The organism is Sulfitobacter sp. G21635-S1 (assembly GCF_027213915.1).
Lineage (GTDB): Bacteria > Pseudomonadota > Alphaproteobacteria > Rhodobacterales > Rhodobacteraceae > Sulfitobacter.
In genome coordinates, this window is sequence record NZ_JAPWGV010000018.1 from 60,294 (window position 1) to 76,754 (window position 16,461).

The following is a 16,461-nucleotide window of genomic DNA, read 5'->3' on the forward strand; positions in this document are numbered from 1 at the left end:
AATAAGGGGAAAGATTTCGCGGCGAAACCAGTCTCATACCTGCAGGACCGATGAGACCAGCAATTGCGTATAGCCATGCTGCGGATCGTCCAGCACCTGGTCCGTCAACCCGGTCTCGACCACATGACCGTCCTTCATCACCATCAGCCGGTCGGCCAGCAACCGCACCACGGCAAGGTCATGGGTCACGATGATCGCACTCAACCCCATCTCGCGGACCAGACCACGCATCAGATCAAGCAACCGGGCCTGCACCGAAACATCAAGCCCCCCGGTCGGTTCGTCCATGAACACCAGCCGTGGCCCGGTGACCAGGTTGCGCGCAATCTGCAACCGCTGCTGCATGCCCCCCGAAAAGGCGCTGGGGCGGTCGTCGATCCGATCGGCGGCAATCTCCACCCGGCCCAGCCAGTCCGTCGCGGTGTTGCGGATATCGCCATAATGGCGTGCGCCCACCGCCATCAGCCGCTCACCCACATTGCCGCCGGCACTCACGTTCATGCGCAGCCCGTCGCGGGCGTGCTGATGGACAAAGGCCCAGTCGGTGCGCCCCAGCATCCGGCGCTCGGGCTCCGACATGGTGATCGTATCGCGCAACCCGCCGGCGCGGGTGTCGAAACGTACTGCGCCTGCGTCAGGCTGCAAATGTCCCGCCAGACAATTGAGCAGCGTCGACTTGCCCGATCCGCTTTCACCGACGATGCCCATGACCTCTCCCGGATAAAGATCAAAGGACACCTCCGCGCAGCCGATCCGCGCACCATAGAATTTCGAAACGGCGTCAACCTGCAACAAGGGCGTCATGCCACATCCTCCTTCACCGGAAGAGCCTGGGCGCCCACATGGCCCGCCGCGCGGCGGGTTGTGCAATAATCGGTGTCCGAACACATGAACAATCGCCCTCCCGCGTCATCGACGATCAGCTCGTCAAGATAGCTGTCCCCGGCGCCACAAAGATCGCAGGCATGATCCGCCTTGCTGGCCTCGAACGGGAAATCCTCGAAATCAAGGCTGACGACCCGGGTATGGGGCGGCAGCGCATAGATCCGCTGCTCGCGCCCGGCGCCGAACAATTGGATGGCATCCATGGTCAGTTTCGGATTGTCGAATTTCGGGATCGGCGAGGGATCCATGACGTAACGCCCCTCGACCTTGACCGGATAGGCATAGGCGGTGGCAATCGCCCCGTGCTGGCTGATGTCTTCGTAAAGCTTGACATGCATCAGCCCGTATTCCTCCAGGCTGTGCATCTTGCGGGTCTCGACCTCGGAAGGCTCCAGGAACCGCAGCGGCTCGGGGATGGGAACCTGATAGACAAGGATCTGATCCGACCGGAGCGGCATTTCGGGGATCCGGTGACGGGTCTGGATCACGCTGGCCCTGGCGGTGTCTTCGGTCACGGCGACCCCTGCGGTTTTCTCGAAAAAGCGTCGGATGGACACGGCATTGGTGGTGTCATCCGCCCCCTGGTCGATGACCTTGAAGGTGTCCTCGGGCACCAGCACCGCCGCTGAGACCTGCACGCCACCGGTGCCCCAGCCATAGGGCATCGGCATCTCGCGGCTCGCAAAAGGCACCTGATAGCCGGGGATCGCCAGCCCCTTGAGGATGGCACGGCGGATCATCCGCTTGGTCTGCTCATCGAGATAGGCAAAGTTATAGGCTGAAACATTCATGCGAAATGCCGCTCCTGTCTGACCGGGAAACTGAGGGGGGAGGCCTGGCGGCGCGCCCGCGTCAATGCCTGCGATGCGCAATGGCCGCGATCTCTGCCAACAGGTCGGCAAAGTCGCTGTCGACCTGTTCGCGGGCGAGGCGGATCACCCCATATCCAAGCGCCTGCAGCGCCATGTCCCGCTGGACAAGCAAGGCACGATGTTGCGCCCGCCCGGTGACTTCCACCACCAGCCGCGCCGCAGGGCACAGGAAATCCACAACGTAGGGTCCCAGGGGCGCCTTGCGGCGAAATTTCAAACCGGCCAGCTGCCGGTTGCGCAGGGCCTGCCATAATTTGTCTTCGGGCGCCGTCATCCAACGACGCTGCGCACGCGCCTTGCTGATCTGCGGATGGGATCTGGCCATCCGGGTAGGGTGGCACTGAATTCGTGAACCACGGATTAACAACACAAGTATCAGGTCGAAGTTTGTTGTCGCGCCGTGACCCCCTCACCCCCGGCCCCTCTCCCCTTGGGGAGAGGGGAGCCACGCTATCGCCGTTAGCACATCCTGTTGCTTCGGGCGCTGCGCTGCATGGGGTACGGCGTCCCCTCTCCCCAAGGGGAGAGGGGGTTGGGGGTGAGGGGGGCAACACGGTCATTCGGCGGCGTCCCTGATTGTATCCGACACTGCGCGGCGCAACTTGCGGATCAGTTCAAGTTCGGACTGAAAATCCACGTAATGGGGCAATTTGATGTGTTCCAGGAACCCGGTGGCCTGGATATTGTCCGCATGGCTCAGCACGAATTCCTCGTCCTGGGCCGGAGCACCCAGGTTGTCTTCTCCGAGTTCCTTCCACCGCAGGGCCCGATCCACCAGCGCCATCGAGATCGCCTTGCGTTCGGACATGCCGAAAACCAGGCCATAGCCGCGGGTAAATTGCGGTGGTTCGGTTCTGGAGCCCTTGAACTGGTTTACGGTTTCGCATTCGGTCACCTCGATCTCACCGATCTCGATCGCGAATCCCAGCTCGGGAACGTCCATTTCCACCGCGACGGTGCCGATGCGCAGTTCCGCCACGAAGGCGTGGTTGCGGGCATAGCCGCGCTGGGTCGAATAGGCCATGCCGAGGATGAAGCCCTCGTCGCCGCGGGTCAGGGACTGCAGGCGCAAGGGGCGTTCTGCGGGCAATTCGAGCGGTTCGCGGGTCAGATCGGGGGGTGTTTCCGCACCCGCTTCCTCGGTCTGGATCAGATTCTCCCGATCCAGGAACCCCATGATATGGGGTGTCCGGGCTGGATCGGCGGGTATCTCGGGGGCTGCGGGCACGTCACCTTCGGCGGCCAGTTTGAAGTCGAGCAGACGGTGCGTGTAGTCGAAGGTCGGGCCCAGCAACTGGCCCCCCGGGGCGTCCTTGAACGTGGCCGAGACACGGCGGTCGCAGCGCATTGCGCCGGTGTCGATGGGATGTGAGGCACCGAAGCGGGGCAGGGTGGTGCGATAGGCACGGATCAGGAAGATGGCTTCGATCAGGTCCCCGCGCGCCTGTTTGATGGCCAGCGCTGCCAGGTCGGGATCGAAAAGGGACCCTTCGGCCATCACCCGGTTCACCGCCAGTTTCAGCTGTTCACGGATCTGGGCGACGGAGAGTTCCGCCACCTCGCTGTCACCGCGGCGTTCCTCGGCGAGCCAGGCATGGGCGTTGTCGATGGCGCGCTCGCCACCTTTTACTGCGACATACATCAGGACACCTTTGTGCTGCGGGGCAGGGCCGCAATCTGTGTGCCCGTGGTGAAGAAATGATCATGACCCAGGGGGAACAGGGCGGCATTGTCCTGAAACCGCTTGATCTCTGGCAGCGAGAGCTGCGTGACATCCCTGATGCCGGGGCCGCGCAGGGTGGCGCCGGATTGCGCGAGATGTGTCACCTCAACAATCAGTGTGGCGGAGCGGTCGGGGTATTCCGGGGTGCCGATGGCAAAGTCGCAGGGCGTCAGCGCGTCCCATGTGCCCAGGGCAAAGCGGGCAGTTGCCGCGCCGGTAAAGGGCGCGCCGGTGTGGAAGGTGATCCAGGCCCTTATCTGCGGCGTGTCATGGCCCGGTGCCAGAAAGATCGGCGTGTCCGGATCGCAGAGTGTCAGGATCAATGTCCCGGCGGCGACGGAAAGGGGGGCCGGTGGCATGGCGCCTGAGAGGGGCGCAAACTCGCCCGGTCGGGCCATGACCTGCATGATGGCGCGAAAGGCGGTGGCCGCCTCGATCGGGGCGTCGGCAAAGCCGCCTGTGAGGGCCTGTGTCTGCATCAGTCTTCCCCCCGGGCCATGGTAAAGAAATCGACCCTGGTCGCGGCGGCCTTGGCGGCGCGGGTGGTCTGGCGGCGGGTTGCTGCCGTCGAGAGCGGTGTCAGCACCTTCTCGCGGATCTCGGTGGCGGCGGCGGTCTGCATTCCGGCATCAAGCAGCGCGGCGCGCAGGGCCTTGGTCTTGTCGCGGCCCTGCACATAGGCGTGGCCGTCCTGACCGGAGGACAGGCGGACCGAGCAGCGGGTGACGGTGATTTCGCCCAGGTTGAAGGCGGCACCCACCGCGCCCGCACGGCCGCGGACCATGACACTGCCAACCTCGGGCGCGCGCAGCACTTGGTGATCAAAGCTGAGGTCCAGGGCGGACCAGGCAACATCCAGCTCGGCGGGATCGCATTTGGCCAGCAGGCTCATCCATTGCTTGCGGTCTGCGTTCTGGTCTTGAATGACGGTCATCTAGACACCTTGTGGATTTGTCTACTATACTATACAACTAGACAAATCATGACGGATTCGCCCTTCTGACACAAGCCCCGCAACTGTGAAACTTTGGTGACACATGGCCCGCACCCCGATCTGGAGATCCATTGCAACCACGCTGAGCGGTGAAATCAGCGCCGGGCAGTACGCCCCCGGGGACAAGCTGCCGACCGAAGCCGTGCTGGCGGCGCGTTTCGGGGTGAACCGGCACACCGTGCGCCATGCGCTGGCGGCGCTGGCCGACGAGGGGGTGGTCTTTGCCCGGCGCGGTGCCGGGGTCTTTGTCACCCAGGTGCCGACGGAATATCCGCTTGGCAAGCGGGTGCGGTTTCACCAGAATCTTGCTTCGGCGGGGCGGGTTCCGGGCAGGCGGATCCTCACCATGCAGACCCGCAGCGCCACGGAAACGGAGCGCAGCCTGCTGGCGCTTGAGGAAGGCGCCCAGGTGCATGTGGTCGATGGGCTGTCCCTGGCCGATGATATGCCGGTTGCGGTTTTCAACAGCGTCTTTCCGGCGGCGCGTTTCCCCGATTTGCCGGCATATCTGGAAGAGGCGAATTCGGTGACCGAGGCGTTGCGCCGCTCGGGCGTGCGCGATTATACCCGTGCCTCGACCCGGCTGAAGGCCAAGCTGGCCACAGCCACGCAGGCCTTGCATCTGCAGATTGCGGAGGGCGCGCCGGTGCTGCTTTCGACCTCGGTCAATGTCGATCCGGAGGGCACGCCGGTGGAGTTCGGCAGCACCTGGTTTGCCGGGGACAGGATCACGCTGACCTTGGAAGGGGAGTAGGGGATTTCACCCCCCGAGCAGGCCGGCCCGGATATGATTGGCGCGCCGTCCGACCGTGACGATGGAGCCGATGATCACAACCCAAAGCGCGACGGTCAGAATTGTGCCTTGCGGCAGGAAATGCTGCTCAAAGACCGCCAGCACCGCGGCCAGCGTGACAGTTGCCATCCGGTGCTGCTTGGCCATCGGGCCGGAAAAGTCGGGCGCAAGTCCGATGCTGGCGCCCAGTTCACGGGTATAGGCGGTCAGGACGGCACATGTGGCTGCGGCAAAACCGAGGGTGGGGGAGCCAAGGCCAAATCCGATGCCGATGAAGATGATGATATCTGCGATACGGTCCGGAAATTCATTCCAGAACGGCCCGTCGGGCGCGCTTTTGCCGGCTTCGATGGCAACCATTCCGTCGAACAGATTGCAGAGCAGGCGCAATTGGCAGGCCAGGGCGGCCAGGATCAGCAGCGCCCCCTTCAGGTTGGTGCTGTCCGCATAGGCGGTCATCCAGAACGCAAGACCGGCCAGGAGTGCCGCGGCAATGCTCGCCTGCGAGATCTGGTTCGGGGTGATCGCGCGCCCGGCCAGAAAGGCTGTGATCCTGTTGGCCCAGCCTGACTTGCGGCTTTGCAGGGGGCGGCGGTTTTTCAGGTCAGTCATGAGTCGTGTCTTCCGATCTGTGCTGGCTGAGAAAATTGTAGGTGAAAATATAGGAGGCCGATACCAGCAGCGGCACTGCAATTGTCCTGGCCACTTCGGGCGTGCCGACCAGCAGATGCGCTGTGACAAGCAGCATGGCAGAGGCCAGAGAGGCGATCAGGGCAGGCGCGACATGGCCCGTCCCATAGGAAAACCGGGGGCGCATCCAGTCCACCGTTCGTTTGAGGAACAATGTCAGTGCCGCCGAGATGCTGCCCTGCACAAGACCGGCCAGCAAGGGTTTGGGCATGGCATGGGTGCTGTTTGCAAAGATGGCCCAGCCCCCCATCGCGACAAAGGCAAAGGCCACATGCAGCGGGGTGCTTTTCAACGCTGCTGACAGGGCGTTCTTCAATGAATGTCCCAGTAGAAGCGCACGATGTGAAAGAAGATCGGGGCGGAGAAGATGACCGAATCCAGCCGGTCTATGAAACCGCCGTGTCCGGCGATCAGATGGCCCCAGTCCTTCACCCCGCGATCCCGCTTGATGGCGGACATGACCAGCCCGCCCAGAAAGCCCATGAGGGTGATCACGATGGACATGCCAACCGCCTGCATCACGGTAAAGGGCGTGATCCAATAGAGCGATGCCCCGAGCAGGCTGGAGGTGACGACACCGCCGATGAGCCCTTCCCAGGTCTTGGATGGTGACACCTTTGGCGCGATCTTGTGTTTTCCCAGCAGCTTGCCCCAGACATATTGAAACACGTCGCTGGACTGAACCACGACCACCAGGAAGAAGATCAGGAACAGGTTGCGCCCTTCAAAATCCGCGATGTTCAGGCTGAGCAGCGCAGGCACATGCGACACGCAGAAGACGCTGATCATCAGCGCCCATTGCGCCTCTGCGATGCGGATCAGGAAATTGTCGGTTTCGCCGCTGAGCATGGAGACGATCGGCATCAGCAGGAAGGCGTAGACGGGAATGAAGATCGAGTAGAAGCCGTACCAGTTCATGCCCACCGCGATGAACTGGATCGGCAGGACGATGAAGGCGGCGGCGGCAATGGCCCAATGGTCCGAGACACGGGTGTTGGTCAGCGTCAGGAATTCGCGCAATGCGGCAAATGAGCAGAGCGCGAAAAGGATCACAACGCCGGTGTTGCCGGCCGAAAAGGCAAGGGCTGTCAGGCCGACCATGACCCACCAGGCATTGATGCGGGCATTCAGGTTTTCGATTGTCAGATCAGGCCCGTCAGGCCCGGCCTTGAATTTCAGGAATTGCCCGATGGCCGATGCCACCAGCAACACCGCCAGAACGCAGCCCAGCAGAAAGAGAAAGCTGTCAGCCATTCACCTGTTCCTTTGCGGTTATCGACAGCGCCAGCAGCGCCGCCTGCGCGCGTTCCAGAAAGTCTGCTTTGGTTTCGCCCTGCTTCAGCCGCAGCGGCTGCCCGAAGGTGATGGTACAGATCAGCGGGATCGGCACCAGCTTTCCCTTTGGCATCACGCGGTTCAGGTTTTCGATCCAGACCGGCACCAGATCGACCTCGGGCTTTTTTGTGGCCAGGTGAAAGAGCCCCGTCTTGAAGGGGAGCAGGGGCGATTGGGTCATGTTGCGGGTGCCCTCGGGGAAGAGGATCAGGCTGTCGCCCGCATCCAGCGCATCCGCCATTTGCTGCACCGGATCGGCGGTGCGTTCTTCGGGGTTGCGTTCAATCAGCAGGGCGTTGAACACCGATCTGCCGATGAATGTCTTCAGTTTGGAGGACAACCAGTAGTCCGCAGCGGCGACGGGGCGGGTTTTCTCGCGCAGCTTGCCGGGCAGCACGGTCCAGATCAGGACGAAATCGCCATTGCTTGCGTGGTTGGCAAAATAGACCCGCTTTTCCGGGAGCGGAGCGGCACCCTGCCAGATCGCGCGCACTGCCGTGATCAGCCTTGCAAACGTGATAATCAGCAATGCGACAAGTTGGCCAAACATCGGCTGAATTTGCATGAGAGGGTTTGCGAAGGCAATCACAATAGTTGCCCTGGGGCCCCGGCACGCGCAGTTGTTTTCAGCCTTCGTATTTCTCCAAAAACGCCTCGGCGGGCAATGTGCGGAAGTCCTGCAAGGTCTCGCGCAGGCGGGCATGGGGCCAGTCCCACCAGGCGAGCGCCATCATGCGCTCTGCGATGCTGTCGGAAAACCGGGCGCGCAGGTGCACGGCGGGGATGCCCGCGACGATCATATAGGGGGGCACGTCGCGGGTGACGATGGCGCCGCCTGCGATCACGGCACCATGGCCGATGGAGACCTCGGGGCGGACCTGCGCGCCGTGGCCCAGCCAGGTGTCATGCCCGATCTGCGCGCGGCGGCTGCGGCGGTGGGCGAACCATGCGTGGTCCGGTTCCGCATCGTCGAAATAATCGGCAGAGCGATAGTGGAAATGGTGCAGGCTGGCCTTTTCCATCGGGTGGTCGGTCGCGCCGATGCGCACAGCGGAGGCAATGTTGGAGAATTTGCCGATCTCGGCATTGGCGATGTCGGCGAAACGGTCGCAATAGGAATAATCCCCGATGTGGCTGTGCGCCACGCGCGAGGCGCGGCCGATCTCCACATAGGCACCAAAGGTGCTGTCGGTGATCTCGCAATCGGGGTGCAGGTAGGGAACGTGCGGTTTCAGCCGTGCCATCAGGACGCGTCCCCGGAGATCAGACGCCGCCGCAGCCAGCCTGACAGACTGTCCATGATCATGACCATCAGGATGATCAGCACGATGTAATAGGTCACTTCTTCCCAGTCCTTCTGCGTGATGATCGCCTGTGTCAGCAACAACCCGATGCCGCCGCCGGTGATCGCGCCGATGATGGTGGCAGAGCGGGTGTTGGATTCAAGGTAATAGAGCACCTGGCTCAGCAATATCGGGGTGATCTGGGGGATCACGCCAAAGCGGTAGCGTTGCAGCGGCCTGGCGCCCGTGGAGGTCAGGCCCTCGATCTGCTTGTCGTCCACGTTCTCCAGCGCCTCGGAAAAGATCTTGCCGAAGGTGCCGGTGTCGGTGAGCATGATCGCCAGCGACCCGGTCAGCGGGCCGGGGCCAAAGGCGCGGCTGAGCACGATGGTCCAGATCAGCCCGTCGACCCCGCGCAGGAAGTCGAAGATGCGGCGCGCGGCGAAGCGGGCGGCGCCGAGCGGCGTGAAGTTGCGCGCGGCGAGAAAGCCCATGGGCAGGGCGATGATGGCGGCACCGAAGGTGCCGAGGAAAGCCATCAGCACGGTTTCGACCAGCGCCCAGGCGACATCGGCGTGGCGCCACATCTTGTTGTTCCAGAAATCCGACCACATCCCGCCGTAGTCGCCGTTTGCGATGAGTTGCGTCAGGCTGAGGTCATGGAACGGGCTGTCGAGGGTGAAGAAGAATAACTCCCAGCCGGTGAAATAGCGGAACACCTCGGTCCGGTTGCGGGTGATGGTCAGTCGTCCCGCGTCGGTGGTGATTGCGATACGGTTCCTTGCGGCGTTGATCCAGTCGGGCACCGCGCCCGGGGGCAGTTCGGCGTTGACGCCGCTGCGGCCCGGCCGTGCCGTCACGGTGCCATAGCCGGGAATGTCGTAGCGCACGGTTTCGCCCAGCGTGATCAGGTGGCCGTCGCCCAGATCGACGGATGTGGCAGGTCCAAGTTTTACCCAGTCCGGGCTGTCGCCCTGCGGGTAGGTCCCCTTGCGCTCGCCCTCGATGGCGATGCTGACCTCGCCGTTGCGGTTGTCCTGCGTGACATGGGTCTTGTAGCTGTAGGTGTCGCGCAAAAGCGTGTTCATGTTGTCCAGGCTGACCCGGTCGCGCAGGCCCGGCACGTCGAAGGCGAAGAAGACATAGATCAGATAGGCCGCGATCAGCACCGGCGCGGCGAGCGCGATAAGTTTCTTGCGGGCAATCAGGCGCTCGGCCTGCAGGGTGAGGGTTGCGGTGGTCACAGGAGGGCTCCCTTGTCCTTGTAGGCCTTGCCATGGGTCAGGCGGTTGCGGGCGTAGCTGGAGAGCTGATCCACGATCACGATGGCCCCGAAGAGCAGCAGGAAGATCGCCGCCGCCTCGTCGAACTTGCCCTGTCCCCAGGACATGGTGTTGCGCAGGTCATAGCCGATGCCGCCGGCACCCACGAAGCCGAGGATGGCGGAGGCGCGGATGTTGATCTCGAACCGCAGCAGCGCATAGCTGAGGTAGTTGGGCGCGACCTGGGGCACGACGCCCAGCATCATGCGTTGCAGCCAGGACGCGCCGACAGAGGCCAGTCCTTCGACCGGTTTGAGGGAGGCGTTCTCGTTCACTTCGGAGAACAATTTGCCAAGCGCGCCGATGGTATGCAGGCAGATCGCGATCATGGCGGGCACCGGGCCGCCGCCCAGCAGGAAGATCAGGATCAGGGCGATGACGATTTCCGGCACCGCGCGCAGGATGTCCAGAACCCGGCGGACGGGCGCGACGATCCAGGGCAGGGGGGCCAGGCCACGGGTGGCCAGCAGGGCCGCGAAAAACGCCAGCAAAGCGCCCAGCAGCGTGGCTGCGGCGGCGATGTTGATGGTTTCGATCAGCGACGGCAGGTATTTCAGGAAATAGCCGGGCAGCAGCTGGGCGCGGGACAGCGCCTCGCCGATCACGTCACCGGGGAAGTCGAGGACATTGCGCCATCCGTCCCAGAAGCCACCGGCATTGCGCGCATCTGCGGTGGCGAAACCCGCCACCATCAGGGCCACGAAGATGACCAGCAAAAGCATGTTCAACACACGTTTCTGTCGCATCGCCGCGACGTATTCCGTGCGGATGTCCTGGACCGTTTCGGCCATTACCCCACCCCTTTCAAAAAAATTGCAGGCCCCGATGTGACACCGGGACCTGCAGCTCAACTTAAATGTCTTTGATCAATTCGATTTCGCCTTGCGGGCTTCGACGATCGACACATAGGCGTCATGTGTGATCGGATCGAACCCCAGAGTATCGCCCGACGCCACGCCATAGGCGCAATCGGGGTCGGTCTCATACAGGTTGTCGACCAATGCGGTCATCTTGGCCTTGACCTCCTGGGGGAGGGTCTTGCGCAGGACAACGGGGCCTTCCGGGATCGGCTTGGAGCGCCAGATTTCCACCAGGTCGTTCATGTCCACCAGGCCTGCGTCCACGGCCTTGCGCAGCGCGCCGGAGTTATAGCCGTCTTCCCAGTTGCCCTGGCCGTCGGCCCAGGTCACGCCGCCGTCGATTTCGCCATTGGCGACTGCGACGATGGTCTGTTCGTGACCGCCGGTGAACTTGACCTCACCGAAGTAGTCACCGGAGTCCATGGTGATGCCTTCGCCCGCCTGCGGGATCTCGATGGAGGGGATCAGGTAGCCGGAGGTGGAGTTGGGGTCGCCGAAGCCAAAGACCTTGCCTTTCATGTCGGCAAGCGAGGCGATGCCGCTGTCCTTGCGGGCAAAACCGATGGAATGGTAGCCGTAGGAGCCGTCGAGGTTGATCTTGACCAGCACCGGCTCGACCGCTTCGGGGTCCTGAAGGTAGACGGCGGCGTAGCCGGAAGAGCCCATCCATGCCATGTCAAGCGTGCCGCCCAGCAGGCCCTGGATCACGCCGTTGTAGTCGGCGGGGGCGAAAAGCTTGGTTTCGACGCCCAGTTCCTCGGACGTGTAGTCGGCCAGGCACTGAAAGCTGTTCATGCGGTCCTGGGCGTTTTCGCCGCCCAGGATGCCGATGCGGAATTCGCTGATGTCGTTGGTCTGGGCCAGCGCGCCCGTGCTCAGGGCGGTGGTGGCGAGTGCCGCTGCGAGAAGCTTGTTCATATGTTGTCTCCGGTTGGTTGGATGTTCCGCCCGGTCTTGCCGGTGCGGCTTGGGCATTCAGGCAAGCGCATGGTCGAGGGTCTCGATCGAGGTCGAGGTTGCAGCTTCTGAAAAGGAGGCGTCGGCGCCGTAGATTTCGCGCGCCATCGCGGTGGTCAGTTGTTCGGGCAGCCCGTCAAAGACGATCTTGCCGTCGCGCATCCCCACCACGCGGTCGCAGTAGCGGCGCGCGGTATCGAGGGTGTGCAGGTTGGCGATGATGGTGCGGCCGTCCTCTTCGTGGATGCGGCGCAGGCTTTGCATCACCACCTGGGCGTTCATCGGGTCAAGCGATGCGATGGGTTCGTCCGCGAGGATGATCCGGGGGTCCTGCATCAGGGCGCGGGCAATCGCCACGCGCTGTTGCTGGCCGCCCGACAGCGCCTCTGCCCGTTTGGTGGCATGTTCGGCGATGCCGAGGCGGTCGAGGATGTCGATGGCCCGGTGCACGTCTGCCGTCGGGTAGATGCTGAACATGCTGGCAAGGGTCGAACGGCGGTTGAGGGTGCCGTGCAGCACGTTCGAGACCACATCCATGCGCGGCACCAGGTTGAACTGCTGAAAGATCATTGCGCAGCGGGACTGCCAGTCGCGCTTGTCCTTGCCGGAGAGCGCGGTGATGTTGCGGCCTTCGAAATTGATTTCGCCCGAGGTTGCGTCGGTGAGGCGGTTCAGCATCCGCAGCAAGGTGGATTTGCCGGCACCCGACCTGCCGATGATCCCGATCATGGCCGGGCGGTCGATGTCCAGGTTCGCGGCGCGTACCGCGACATTGGGACCAAAGGACTTGGTCAGGTCGGTCAGTTTCAGCATGTTGCCCCCGTGGTTTGAGGCACCATCTGTCAGGGCGGGCTTTCAGAGATATGTCGGTTTGACGAAACTTTTGTAACGCCGGGTGCGCAGCCCCGGTTGCAAGGGGGCGAAGGTTTGCGCGATGATGTGGAGGTGCTGGACTTTTCGATCTGTTAGCGCTAACAAGGCGCTGACGAAGCGTGAAGAACACATGCACAATACGTGATTGGCCGGTGCGCCCGCGATGGGCGGCCCTGATACGAATCGATGGAGGATCCCATGCTGAACCAGACCGTTGCCCGCGTCACGGACCGTATCATCGCCCGCAGCAGCGCGGGTCGGGCTGAATATCTCGGGCGGATGGCAAGGGCCGCGCAAGACGGCCCGGCGCGCGCGCATCTGTCCTGCAGCGGACAGGCCCATGCCTATGCGGCGGCAGGCCCGGACCAGGAGGCGCTGGCGACGCAGTCGGCGGGAAATATCGGGATCGTCACCGCCTATAACGACATGCTCTCGGCGCATCAGCCGTTTGAGCGCTATCCCGAGCTGATCCGCGCCGCGGCCCGCGCCGCAGGCGGCACCGCCCAGGTGGCGGGCGGGGTCCCCGCGATGTGCGATGGCGTGACCCAGGGCACCGCCGGGATGGAGCTGAGCCTGTTTTCGCGCGATGTGATCGCATTGGCCGCCGGGGTGGCGCTCAGCCACAACACCTTCGACACAACGGTTTATCTGGGCGTCTGTGACAAGATCGTGCCGGGGCTGGTGATCGCGGCTCAGGTCTTTGGCCATCTGCCGGCGGTCTTTCTGCCTGCGGGGCCGATGACCTCGGGCATTTCCAATGACGAAAAGGCACAGGTGCGCCAGAAATTCGCGGCGGGCGAAGTGGACCGCGCCGCGCTGATGAAGGCCGAGATGGGCGCCTATCACGGGCCGGGGACCTGTACCTTTTACGGTACCGCGAACACCAACCAGATGTTGATGGAATTCATGGGGCTGCATCTGCCGGGGTCCAGCTTTGTCAACCCGAACACGCCGCTGCGCGATGCGCTGACCGATGCGGGGGCGCGGCGCGCCCTGTCGATCAGCCATCTGGGCAATGAATATATCCCGACCAGCCAGGTGCTGGACGAGAAAGCCTTTGTGAACGGCATCGTCGGGCTGCATGCCACCGGCGGCTCCACCAACCTGCTGATCCACCTGGTCGCCATGGCGCGGGCGGGGGGGATCATCCTGGACTGGCAGGATTTTTCGGATCTCGCCGATGTGACGCCGCTGTTGGCGCGGGTCTATCCCAACGGGCTGGCGGATGTGAACCATTTCCACGCGGCGGGGGGGCTTGGCTTCATGATGGGGCAATTGCTCTCGGCGGGCCTGCTGCATGAGGACGTGAAGACGATCATGGGCCCTGGGCTGGACCGTTACACGCGCGAACCCCGTCTGAAGGACGGCGCGCTGACCTGGGAAGCAGGCGCGGCAGAGACGCTGAACGACCGCATCCTGCGCCCGGTGACGGACCCGTTCCAGCCCACCGGCGGATTGCAGCGGCTGGATGGCGCGCTGGGGGCGGCCGTCACCAAGGTGTCGGCGGTCAAGCCCGAGCATCACGTGATCGAGGCGCCGGTGCGGGTGTTCCACGATCAGGAGGCCGTGAAGGCGGCCTATCAGGCCGGGGAGTTCGTGGAGGATGTGATCGTCGTGGTCCGTTTCCAGGGGCCCAAGGCGAATGGCATGCCGGAACTGCACAGCCTGACGCCGGTGCTGGCGAACCTGCAGGCGCGGGGGCTGAAGGTCGCGCTGGTGACGGACGGCCGGATGTCCGGTGCCTCGGGCAAGGTCTTGAGCGCGATCCATGTCTGTCCCGAAGCTGTCGATGGCGGTGCCATCGCCAAGCTGCGCGACGGAGATATCCTGCGTGTGGACGCGGCAAAGGGCAGGCTGGATATCATGACCGAAGGCGTGCTGGAGCGTGACTGCGTGACGGCGGACCTGACTGCGAACGGCTTTGGCCAGGGCCGCGAGTTGTTCAACCATTTCAGAACGCTGGTCGGCTCTGCCGATACCGGCGCAAGCAGCATCTAGGATCGGAGACCTATCATGACCCCAGCCGAAAGCAGCCGCGAGGCCCGCGCGCTTTGCCAGATGGCCCCCATCATTCCCGTGCTCGTGGTGGAGGATGTGGCCCATGCCCGGCCCCTGGCCGAAGCCCTGGTCGGGGGCGGGCTGCCGGTGCTGGAGGTGACCTTGCGCACCGAGGCCGCATTGGCGGCGATTGCCGAGATGGCGAAAGTCGAAGGCGGGGTTGTGGGCGCCGGGACTTTGATCACCGCGCAGGATGTGGCCGCGGCCGTCAAGGCCGGTGCACGGTTTGGCGTGTCGCCGGGGGCGACGGATGCACTGCTGACAGCGACGGAGGCGGCGGATCTGCCGATGTTGCCGGGGGCGGCCACGGCAAGCGAGGCCATGCGCCTGCTGGCGCGGGGCTATGACATGCTGAAATTCTTTCCTGCGGAATCGGCGGGTGGCGCGGGGATGCTGAAATCTCTGGGTGGCCCCTTGCCGCAGATCAGTTTCTGCCCCACGGGCGGGATCAGCCCGTCGAATGCCCTGTCCTATCTGAGCCTGCCGAATGTGGTCTGCGCCGGCGGCAGCTGGGTTGCGCCCGCAGCGCTGGTCAAGGCTGGCGACTGGCGTGCCATCACCGAACTGGCGCGGGAAGCAGCGGCGCTGGCGTAACCTAGCGGAAGTCTTGCGAAAATCGGGAAGCGCCGCGCGGGGCCGCAGGTGCGGGACCTTCGGCACTGCAAATGATGACATGTCATTTTTGACATGTCATCATTGAGGGCGGGCTGGGCTGTGCCGATGGCGCATGGTCCCGCTGTGGCGCATCCATTGGCGTGTTTGCGCAAAAAGACGTGCGGAAGCCGTGGTCTCTGCCAGGCACCCGGCTTAAACAGGTCGCGGAGCGGCCGGAGGACAACATGCAGAAACTATGGATCACGCGGCCCCTGCCGGACAAGGTGATCGCCGAGGCGCGGCGGCATTTCGACGTGGAAGTCCGGGCGGAAACCCTGCCCCTGACCCAAGCCGAACGGCTGCGCGCGCTGGCTGAATTCGACGCTGTTCTGCCGACCCTTGGGGATGCATTCGATGCGTCCTTCTTCAAGGATAGGCCGCGATGCCGGATCCTTGCCAATTTTGGTGTGGGGTTCAATCACATTGACGCAAAAGCCGCCCGCGCCGCCGGGGTGGCGGTCAGCAACACGCCGGGCGCCGTGACCGATGCAACCGCTGACATCGCCATGACCCTGATGCTGATGACCTGCCGCCGTGCGGGCGAGGGCGAAAGGATGGTCCGCGCGGGCAACTGGCCCGGTTGGCATCCGACGCAGCTTTTGGGCATGCATGTCACAGGCAAGACGCTGGGCGTCATCGGCATGGGGCGGATCGGCCAGGCGATTGCGCAGCGGGCGGCGCTGGGCTTTGGCATGACGATCGTTTTCTACAACCGCTCCACCGTGGCGGGGCTGCCCTTTGACGCCACACAGCTGGCCGGGTTGGAAGATGTCCTGCAAGCGGCTGATGTGGTCGTGCTGGCGGTGCCTGCCACGCCCGAGACCCATCACCTGATCGACGCCGCCGCACTTGGCATGATGAAGCGCGAGAGCGTGCTCATCAACATCGCGCGCGGCGATGTGGTGGACGAAGCGGCGCTGATCGAAGCCCTGGAGCAGGGGCGCATTGCCGGGGCGGGGCTCGATGTCTACGAGTTCGAACCGAAGGTGCCGGACGCCCTGCGCAGGATGGAGAATGTCACGCTGCTGCCGCATCTGGGCACCTCGGCGCAGGAGGTGCGCGAGGACATGGGGCTGATGGCAGTGGCCAATCTCGTTGCCTTCTTCAACGAGGGCAAGCCGCTGAACCCGGTCTGACCACAGCGTTTCGGGATAAACTTGAG

General features: G+C 63.7%; 19 protein-coding genes. 4 read left to right on the plus strand and 15 right to left on the minus strand.

The annotated features are described in order from the left end of the window. Nucleotides 1–33 precede the first annotated feature (33 nt). From phnK to phnG, 6 genes are all read right to left on the minus strand, one after another. Complete coding sequence (gene phnK, locus O4H53_RS17045) at nt 34–804, minus strand: phosphonate C-P lyase system protein PhnK (protein WP_269365693.1); 771 nt, start codon at nt 802–804, stop codon at nt 34–36. Beyond that, nucleotides 801–1,676: an alpha-D-ribose 1-methylphosphonate 5-phosphate C-P-lyase PhnJ gene (locus O4H53_RS17050; protein ID WP_269365694.1), complete on the minus strand. Its 876-nt coding sequence runs from the start codon at nt 1,674–1,676 to the stop codon at nt 801–803. The genes phnK and O4H53_RS17050 overlap by 4 nt, the downstream gene beginning before the upstream one ends. 61 nt (nt 1,677–1,737) lie before the next feature. Continuing rightward, nucleotides 1,738–2,082 (minus strand): endonuclease domain-containing protein, encoded by a 345-nt coding sequence (locus O4H53_RS17055; protein WP_269365695.1) that lies wholly within the window; start codon nt 2,080–2,082, stop codon nt 1,738–1,740. 231 nt (nt 2,083–2,313) lie between these two features. Continuing rightward, entirely contained in the window at nt 2,314–3,399 is a 1,086-nt protein-coding gene (locus tag O4H53_RS17060; protein ID WP_269365697.1) for a carbon-phosphorus lyase complex subunit PhnI, read from the minus strand. Next, nucleotides 3,399–3,959 (minus strand): phosphonate C-P lyase system protein PhnH, encoded by a 561-nt coding sequence (gene phnH, locus O4H53_RS17065; protein WP_269365699.1) that lies wholly within the window; start codon nt 3,957–3,959, stop codon nt 3,399–3,401. The genes O4H53_RS17060 and phnH overlap by 1 nt, the downstream gene beginning before the upstream one ends. Further along, nucleotides 3,959–4,414: a phosphonate C-P lyase system protein PhnG gene (gene phnG, locus O4H53_RS17070; protein WP_269365701.1), complete on the minus strand. Its 456-nt coding sequence runs from the start codon at nt 4,412–4,414 to the stop codon at nt 3,959–3,961. Before phnG ends, phnH begins: the two co-directional genes overlap by 1 nt. A 103-nt stretch (nt 4,415–4,517) precedes the next feature. Here phnG and phnF point away from each other — a divergent pair, with 103 nt between their 5' ends. Continuing rightward, nucleotides 4,518–5,228, plus strand: coding sequence for a phosphonate metabolism transcriptional regulator PhnF (gene phnF, locus O4H53_RS17075; RefSeq protein WP_269365703.1), 711 nt, complete (start codon nt 4,518–4,520; stop codon nt 5,226–5,228). A 6-nt stretch (nt 5,229–5,234) separates the two neighbouring features. On the opposite strand, the gene O4H53_RS17080 is transcribed toward phnF, so the two are convergent. The 9 genes from O4H53_RS17080 to phnC form a co-directional block, all read right to left on the minus strand. Beyond that, on the minus strand, nt 5,235–5,879 hold the full coding sequence (locus O4H53_RS17080; protein WP_269365705.1) for a CDP-alcohol phosphatidyltransferase family protein: 645 nt from the start codon (nt 5,877–5,879) through the stop codon (nt 5,235–5,237). Further along, nucleotides 5,872–6,249, minus strand: coding sequence for a hypothetical protein (locus O4H53_RS17085; protein WP_269365707.1), 378 nt, complete (start codon nt 6,247–6,249; stop codon nt 5,872–5,874). Before O4H53_RS17085 ends, O4H53_RS17080 begins: the two co-directional genes overlap by 8 nt. Nucleotides 6,250–6,269: 20 nt before the next feature. Next, a complete protein-coding gene (locus tag O4H53_RS17090; protein WP_269365709.1) occupies nt 6,270–7,211 on the minus strand; it encodes a phosphatidate cytidylyltransferase in 942 nt (313 codons plus the stop codon). After that, nucleotides 7,204–7,842: a lysophospholipid acyltransferase family protein gene (locus O4H53_RS17095; protein WP_269365711.1), complete on the minus strand. Its 639-nt coding sequence runs from the start codon at nt 7,840–7,842 to the stop codon at nt 7,204–7,206. Before O4H53_RS17095 ends, O4H53_RS17090 begins: the two co-directional genes overlap by 8 nt. Nucleotides 7,843–7,918: 76 nt before the next feature. Next, nucleotides 7,919–8,536, minus strand: coding sequence for a chloramphenicol acetyltransferase (locus O4H53_RS17100; protein WP_269365712.1), 618 nt, complete (start codon nt 8,534–8,536; stop codon nt 7,919–7,921). Then, entirely contained in the window at nt 8,536–9,819 is a 1,284-nt protein-coding gene (phnE, locus tag O4H53_RS17105) for a phosphonate ABC transporter, permease protein PhnE (protein ID WP_269365714.1), read from the minus strand. The genes O4H53_RS17100 and phnE (O4H53_RS17105) overlap by 1 nt, the downstream gene beginning before the upstream one ends. Continuing rightward, entirely contained in the window at nt 9,816–10,643 is an 828-nt protein-coding gene (gene phnE, locus O4H53_RS17110) for a phosphonate ABC transporter, permease protein PhnE (RefSeq protein WP_443069614.1), read from the minus strand. The genes phnE (O4H53_RS17105) and phnE (O4H53_RS17110) overlap by 4 nt, the downstream gene beginning before the upstream one ends. A 120-nt stretch (nt 10,644–10,763) precedes the next feature. After that, a complete protein-coding gene (gene phnD, locus O4H53_RS17115) occupies nt 10,764–11,675 on the minus strand; it encodes a phosphonate ABC transporter substrate-binding protein (RefSeq protein WP_269365718.1) in 912 nt (303 codons plus the stop codon). Nucleotides 11,676–11,732: 57 nt separating this feature from the next. After that, nucleotides 11,733–12,527 carry a phosphonate ABC transporter ATP-binding protein gene (gene phnC, locus O4H53_RS17120; protein WP_114274978.1) on the minus strand — a complete coding sequence of 265 codons (795 nt, stop codon included), beginning with the start codon at nt 12,525–12,527 and terminating at the stop codon, nt 11,733–11,735. Between the two features lie 258 nt (nt 12,528–12,785). Here phnC and edd point away from each other — a divergent pair, with 258 nt between their 5' ends. From edd to O4H53_RS17135, 3 genes are all read left to right on the plus strand, one after another. Continuing rightward, the gene (edd, locus tag O4H53_RS17125) at nt 12,786–14,585 is read left to right on the plus strand and encodes a phosphogluconate dehydratase (protein ID WP_269365720.1); all 1,800 of its coding nucleotides are present in this window, start codon (nt 12,786–12,788) and stop codon (nt 14,583–14,585) included. A gap of 15 nt (nt 14,586–14,600) precedes the next feature. Next, nucleotides 14,601–15,239, plus strand: coding sequence for a bifunctional 4-hydroxy-2-oxoglutarate aldolase/2-dehydro-3-deoxy-phosphogluconate aldolase (gene eda, locus O4H53_RS17130; protein WP_269365721.1), 639 nt, complete (start codon nt 14,601–14,603; stop codon nt 15,237–15,239). A 245-nt stretch (nt 15,240–15,484) separates the two neighbouring features. Further along, on the plus strand, nt 15,485–16,435 hold the full coding sequence (locus O4H53_RS17135) for a 2-hydroxyacid dehydrogenase (RefSeq protein WP_269365723.1): 951 nt from the start codon (nt 15,485–15,487) through the stop codon (nt 16,433–16,435). Nucleotides 16,436–16,461: the final 26 nt, after the last annotated feature.

Excerpts from the sequence above, each read along its gene's own strand:
- phnK (WP_269365693.1), bottom strand. The coding sequence starts at position 804 with ATGACGCCCTTGTTGCAGGTTGACGCCGTTTCGAAATTCTATGGTGCG.
- O4H53_RS17050 (WP_269365694.1), bottom strand. The coding sequence starts at position 1,676 with ATGAATGTTTCAGCCTATAACTTTGCCTATCTCGATGAGCAGACCAAG.
- O4H53_RS17055 (WP_269365695.1), bottom strand. The coding sequence starts at position 2,082 with ATGGCCAGATCCCATCCGCAGATCAGCAAGGCGCGTGCGCAGCGTCGT.
- O4H53_RS17060 (WP_269365697.1), bottom strand. The coding sequence starts at position 3,399 with ATGTATGTCGCAGTAAAAGGTGGCGAGCGCGCCATCGACAACGCCCAT.
- phnH (WP_269365699.1), bottom strand. The coding sequence starts at position 3,959 with ATGCAGACACAGGCCCTCACAGGCGGCTTTGCCGACGCCCCGATCGAG.
- phnG (WP_269365701.1), bottom strand. The coding sequence starts at position 4,414 with ATGACCGTCATTCAAGACCAGAACGCAGACCGCAAGCAATGGATGAGC.
- phnF (WP_269365703.1), top strand. The coding sequence starts at position 4,518 with ATGGCCCGCACCCCGATCTGGAGATCCATTGCAACCACGCTGAGCGGT.
- O4H53_RS17080 (WP_269365705.1), bottom strand. The coding sequence starts at position 5,879 with ATGACTGACCTGAAAAACCGCCGCCCCCTGCAAAGCCGCAAGTCAGGC.
- O4H53_RS17090 (WP_269365709.1), bottom strand. The coding sequence starts at position 7,211 with ATGGCTGACAGCTTTCTCTTTCTGCTGGGCTGCGTTCTGGCGGTGTTG.
- O4H53_RS17095 (WP_269365711.1), bottom strand. The coding sequence starts at position 7,842 with ATGTTTGGCCAACTTGTCGCATTGCTGATTATCACGTTTGCAAGGCTG.
- O4H53_RS17100 (WP_269365712.1), bottom strand. The coding sequence starts at position 8,536 with ATGGCACGGCTGAAACCGCACGTTCCCTACCTGCACCCCGATTGCGAG.
- phnE (WP_443069614.1), bottom strand. The coding sequence starts at position 10,643 with ATGCGACAGAAACGTGTGTTGAACATGCTTTTGCTGGTCATCTTCGTG.
- phnD (WP_269365718.1), bottom strand. The coding sequence starts at position 11,675 with ATGAACAAGCTTCTCGCAGCGGCACTCGCCACCACCGCCCTGAGCACG.
- phnC (WP_114274978.1), bottom strand. The coding sequence starts at position 12,527 with ATGCTGAAACTGACCGACCTGACCAAGTCCTTTGGTCCCAATGTCGCG.
- edd (WP_269365720.1), top strand. The coding sequence starts at position 12,786 with ATGCTGAACCAGACCGTTGCCCGCGTCACGGACCGTATCATCGCCCGC.
- eda (WP_269365721.1), top strand. The coding sequence starts at position 14,601 with ATGACCCCAGCCGAAAGCAGCCGCGAGGCCCGCGCGCTTTGCCAGATG.
- O4H53_RS17135 (WP_269365723.1), top strand. The coding sequence starts at position 15,485 with ATGCAGAAACTATGGATCACGCGGCCCCTGCCGGACAAGGTGATCGCC.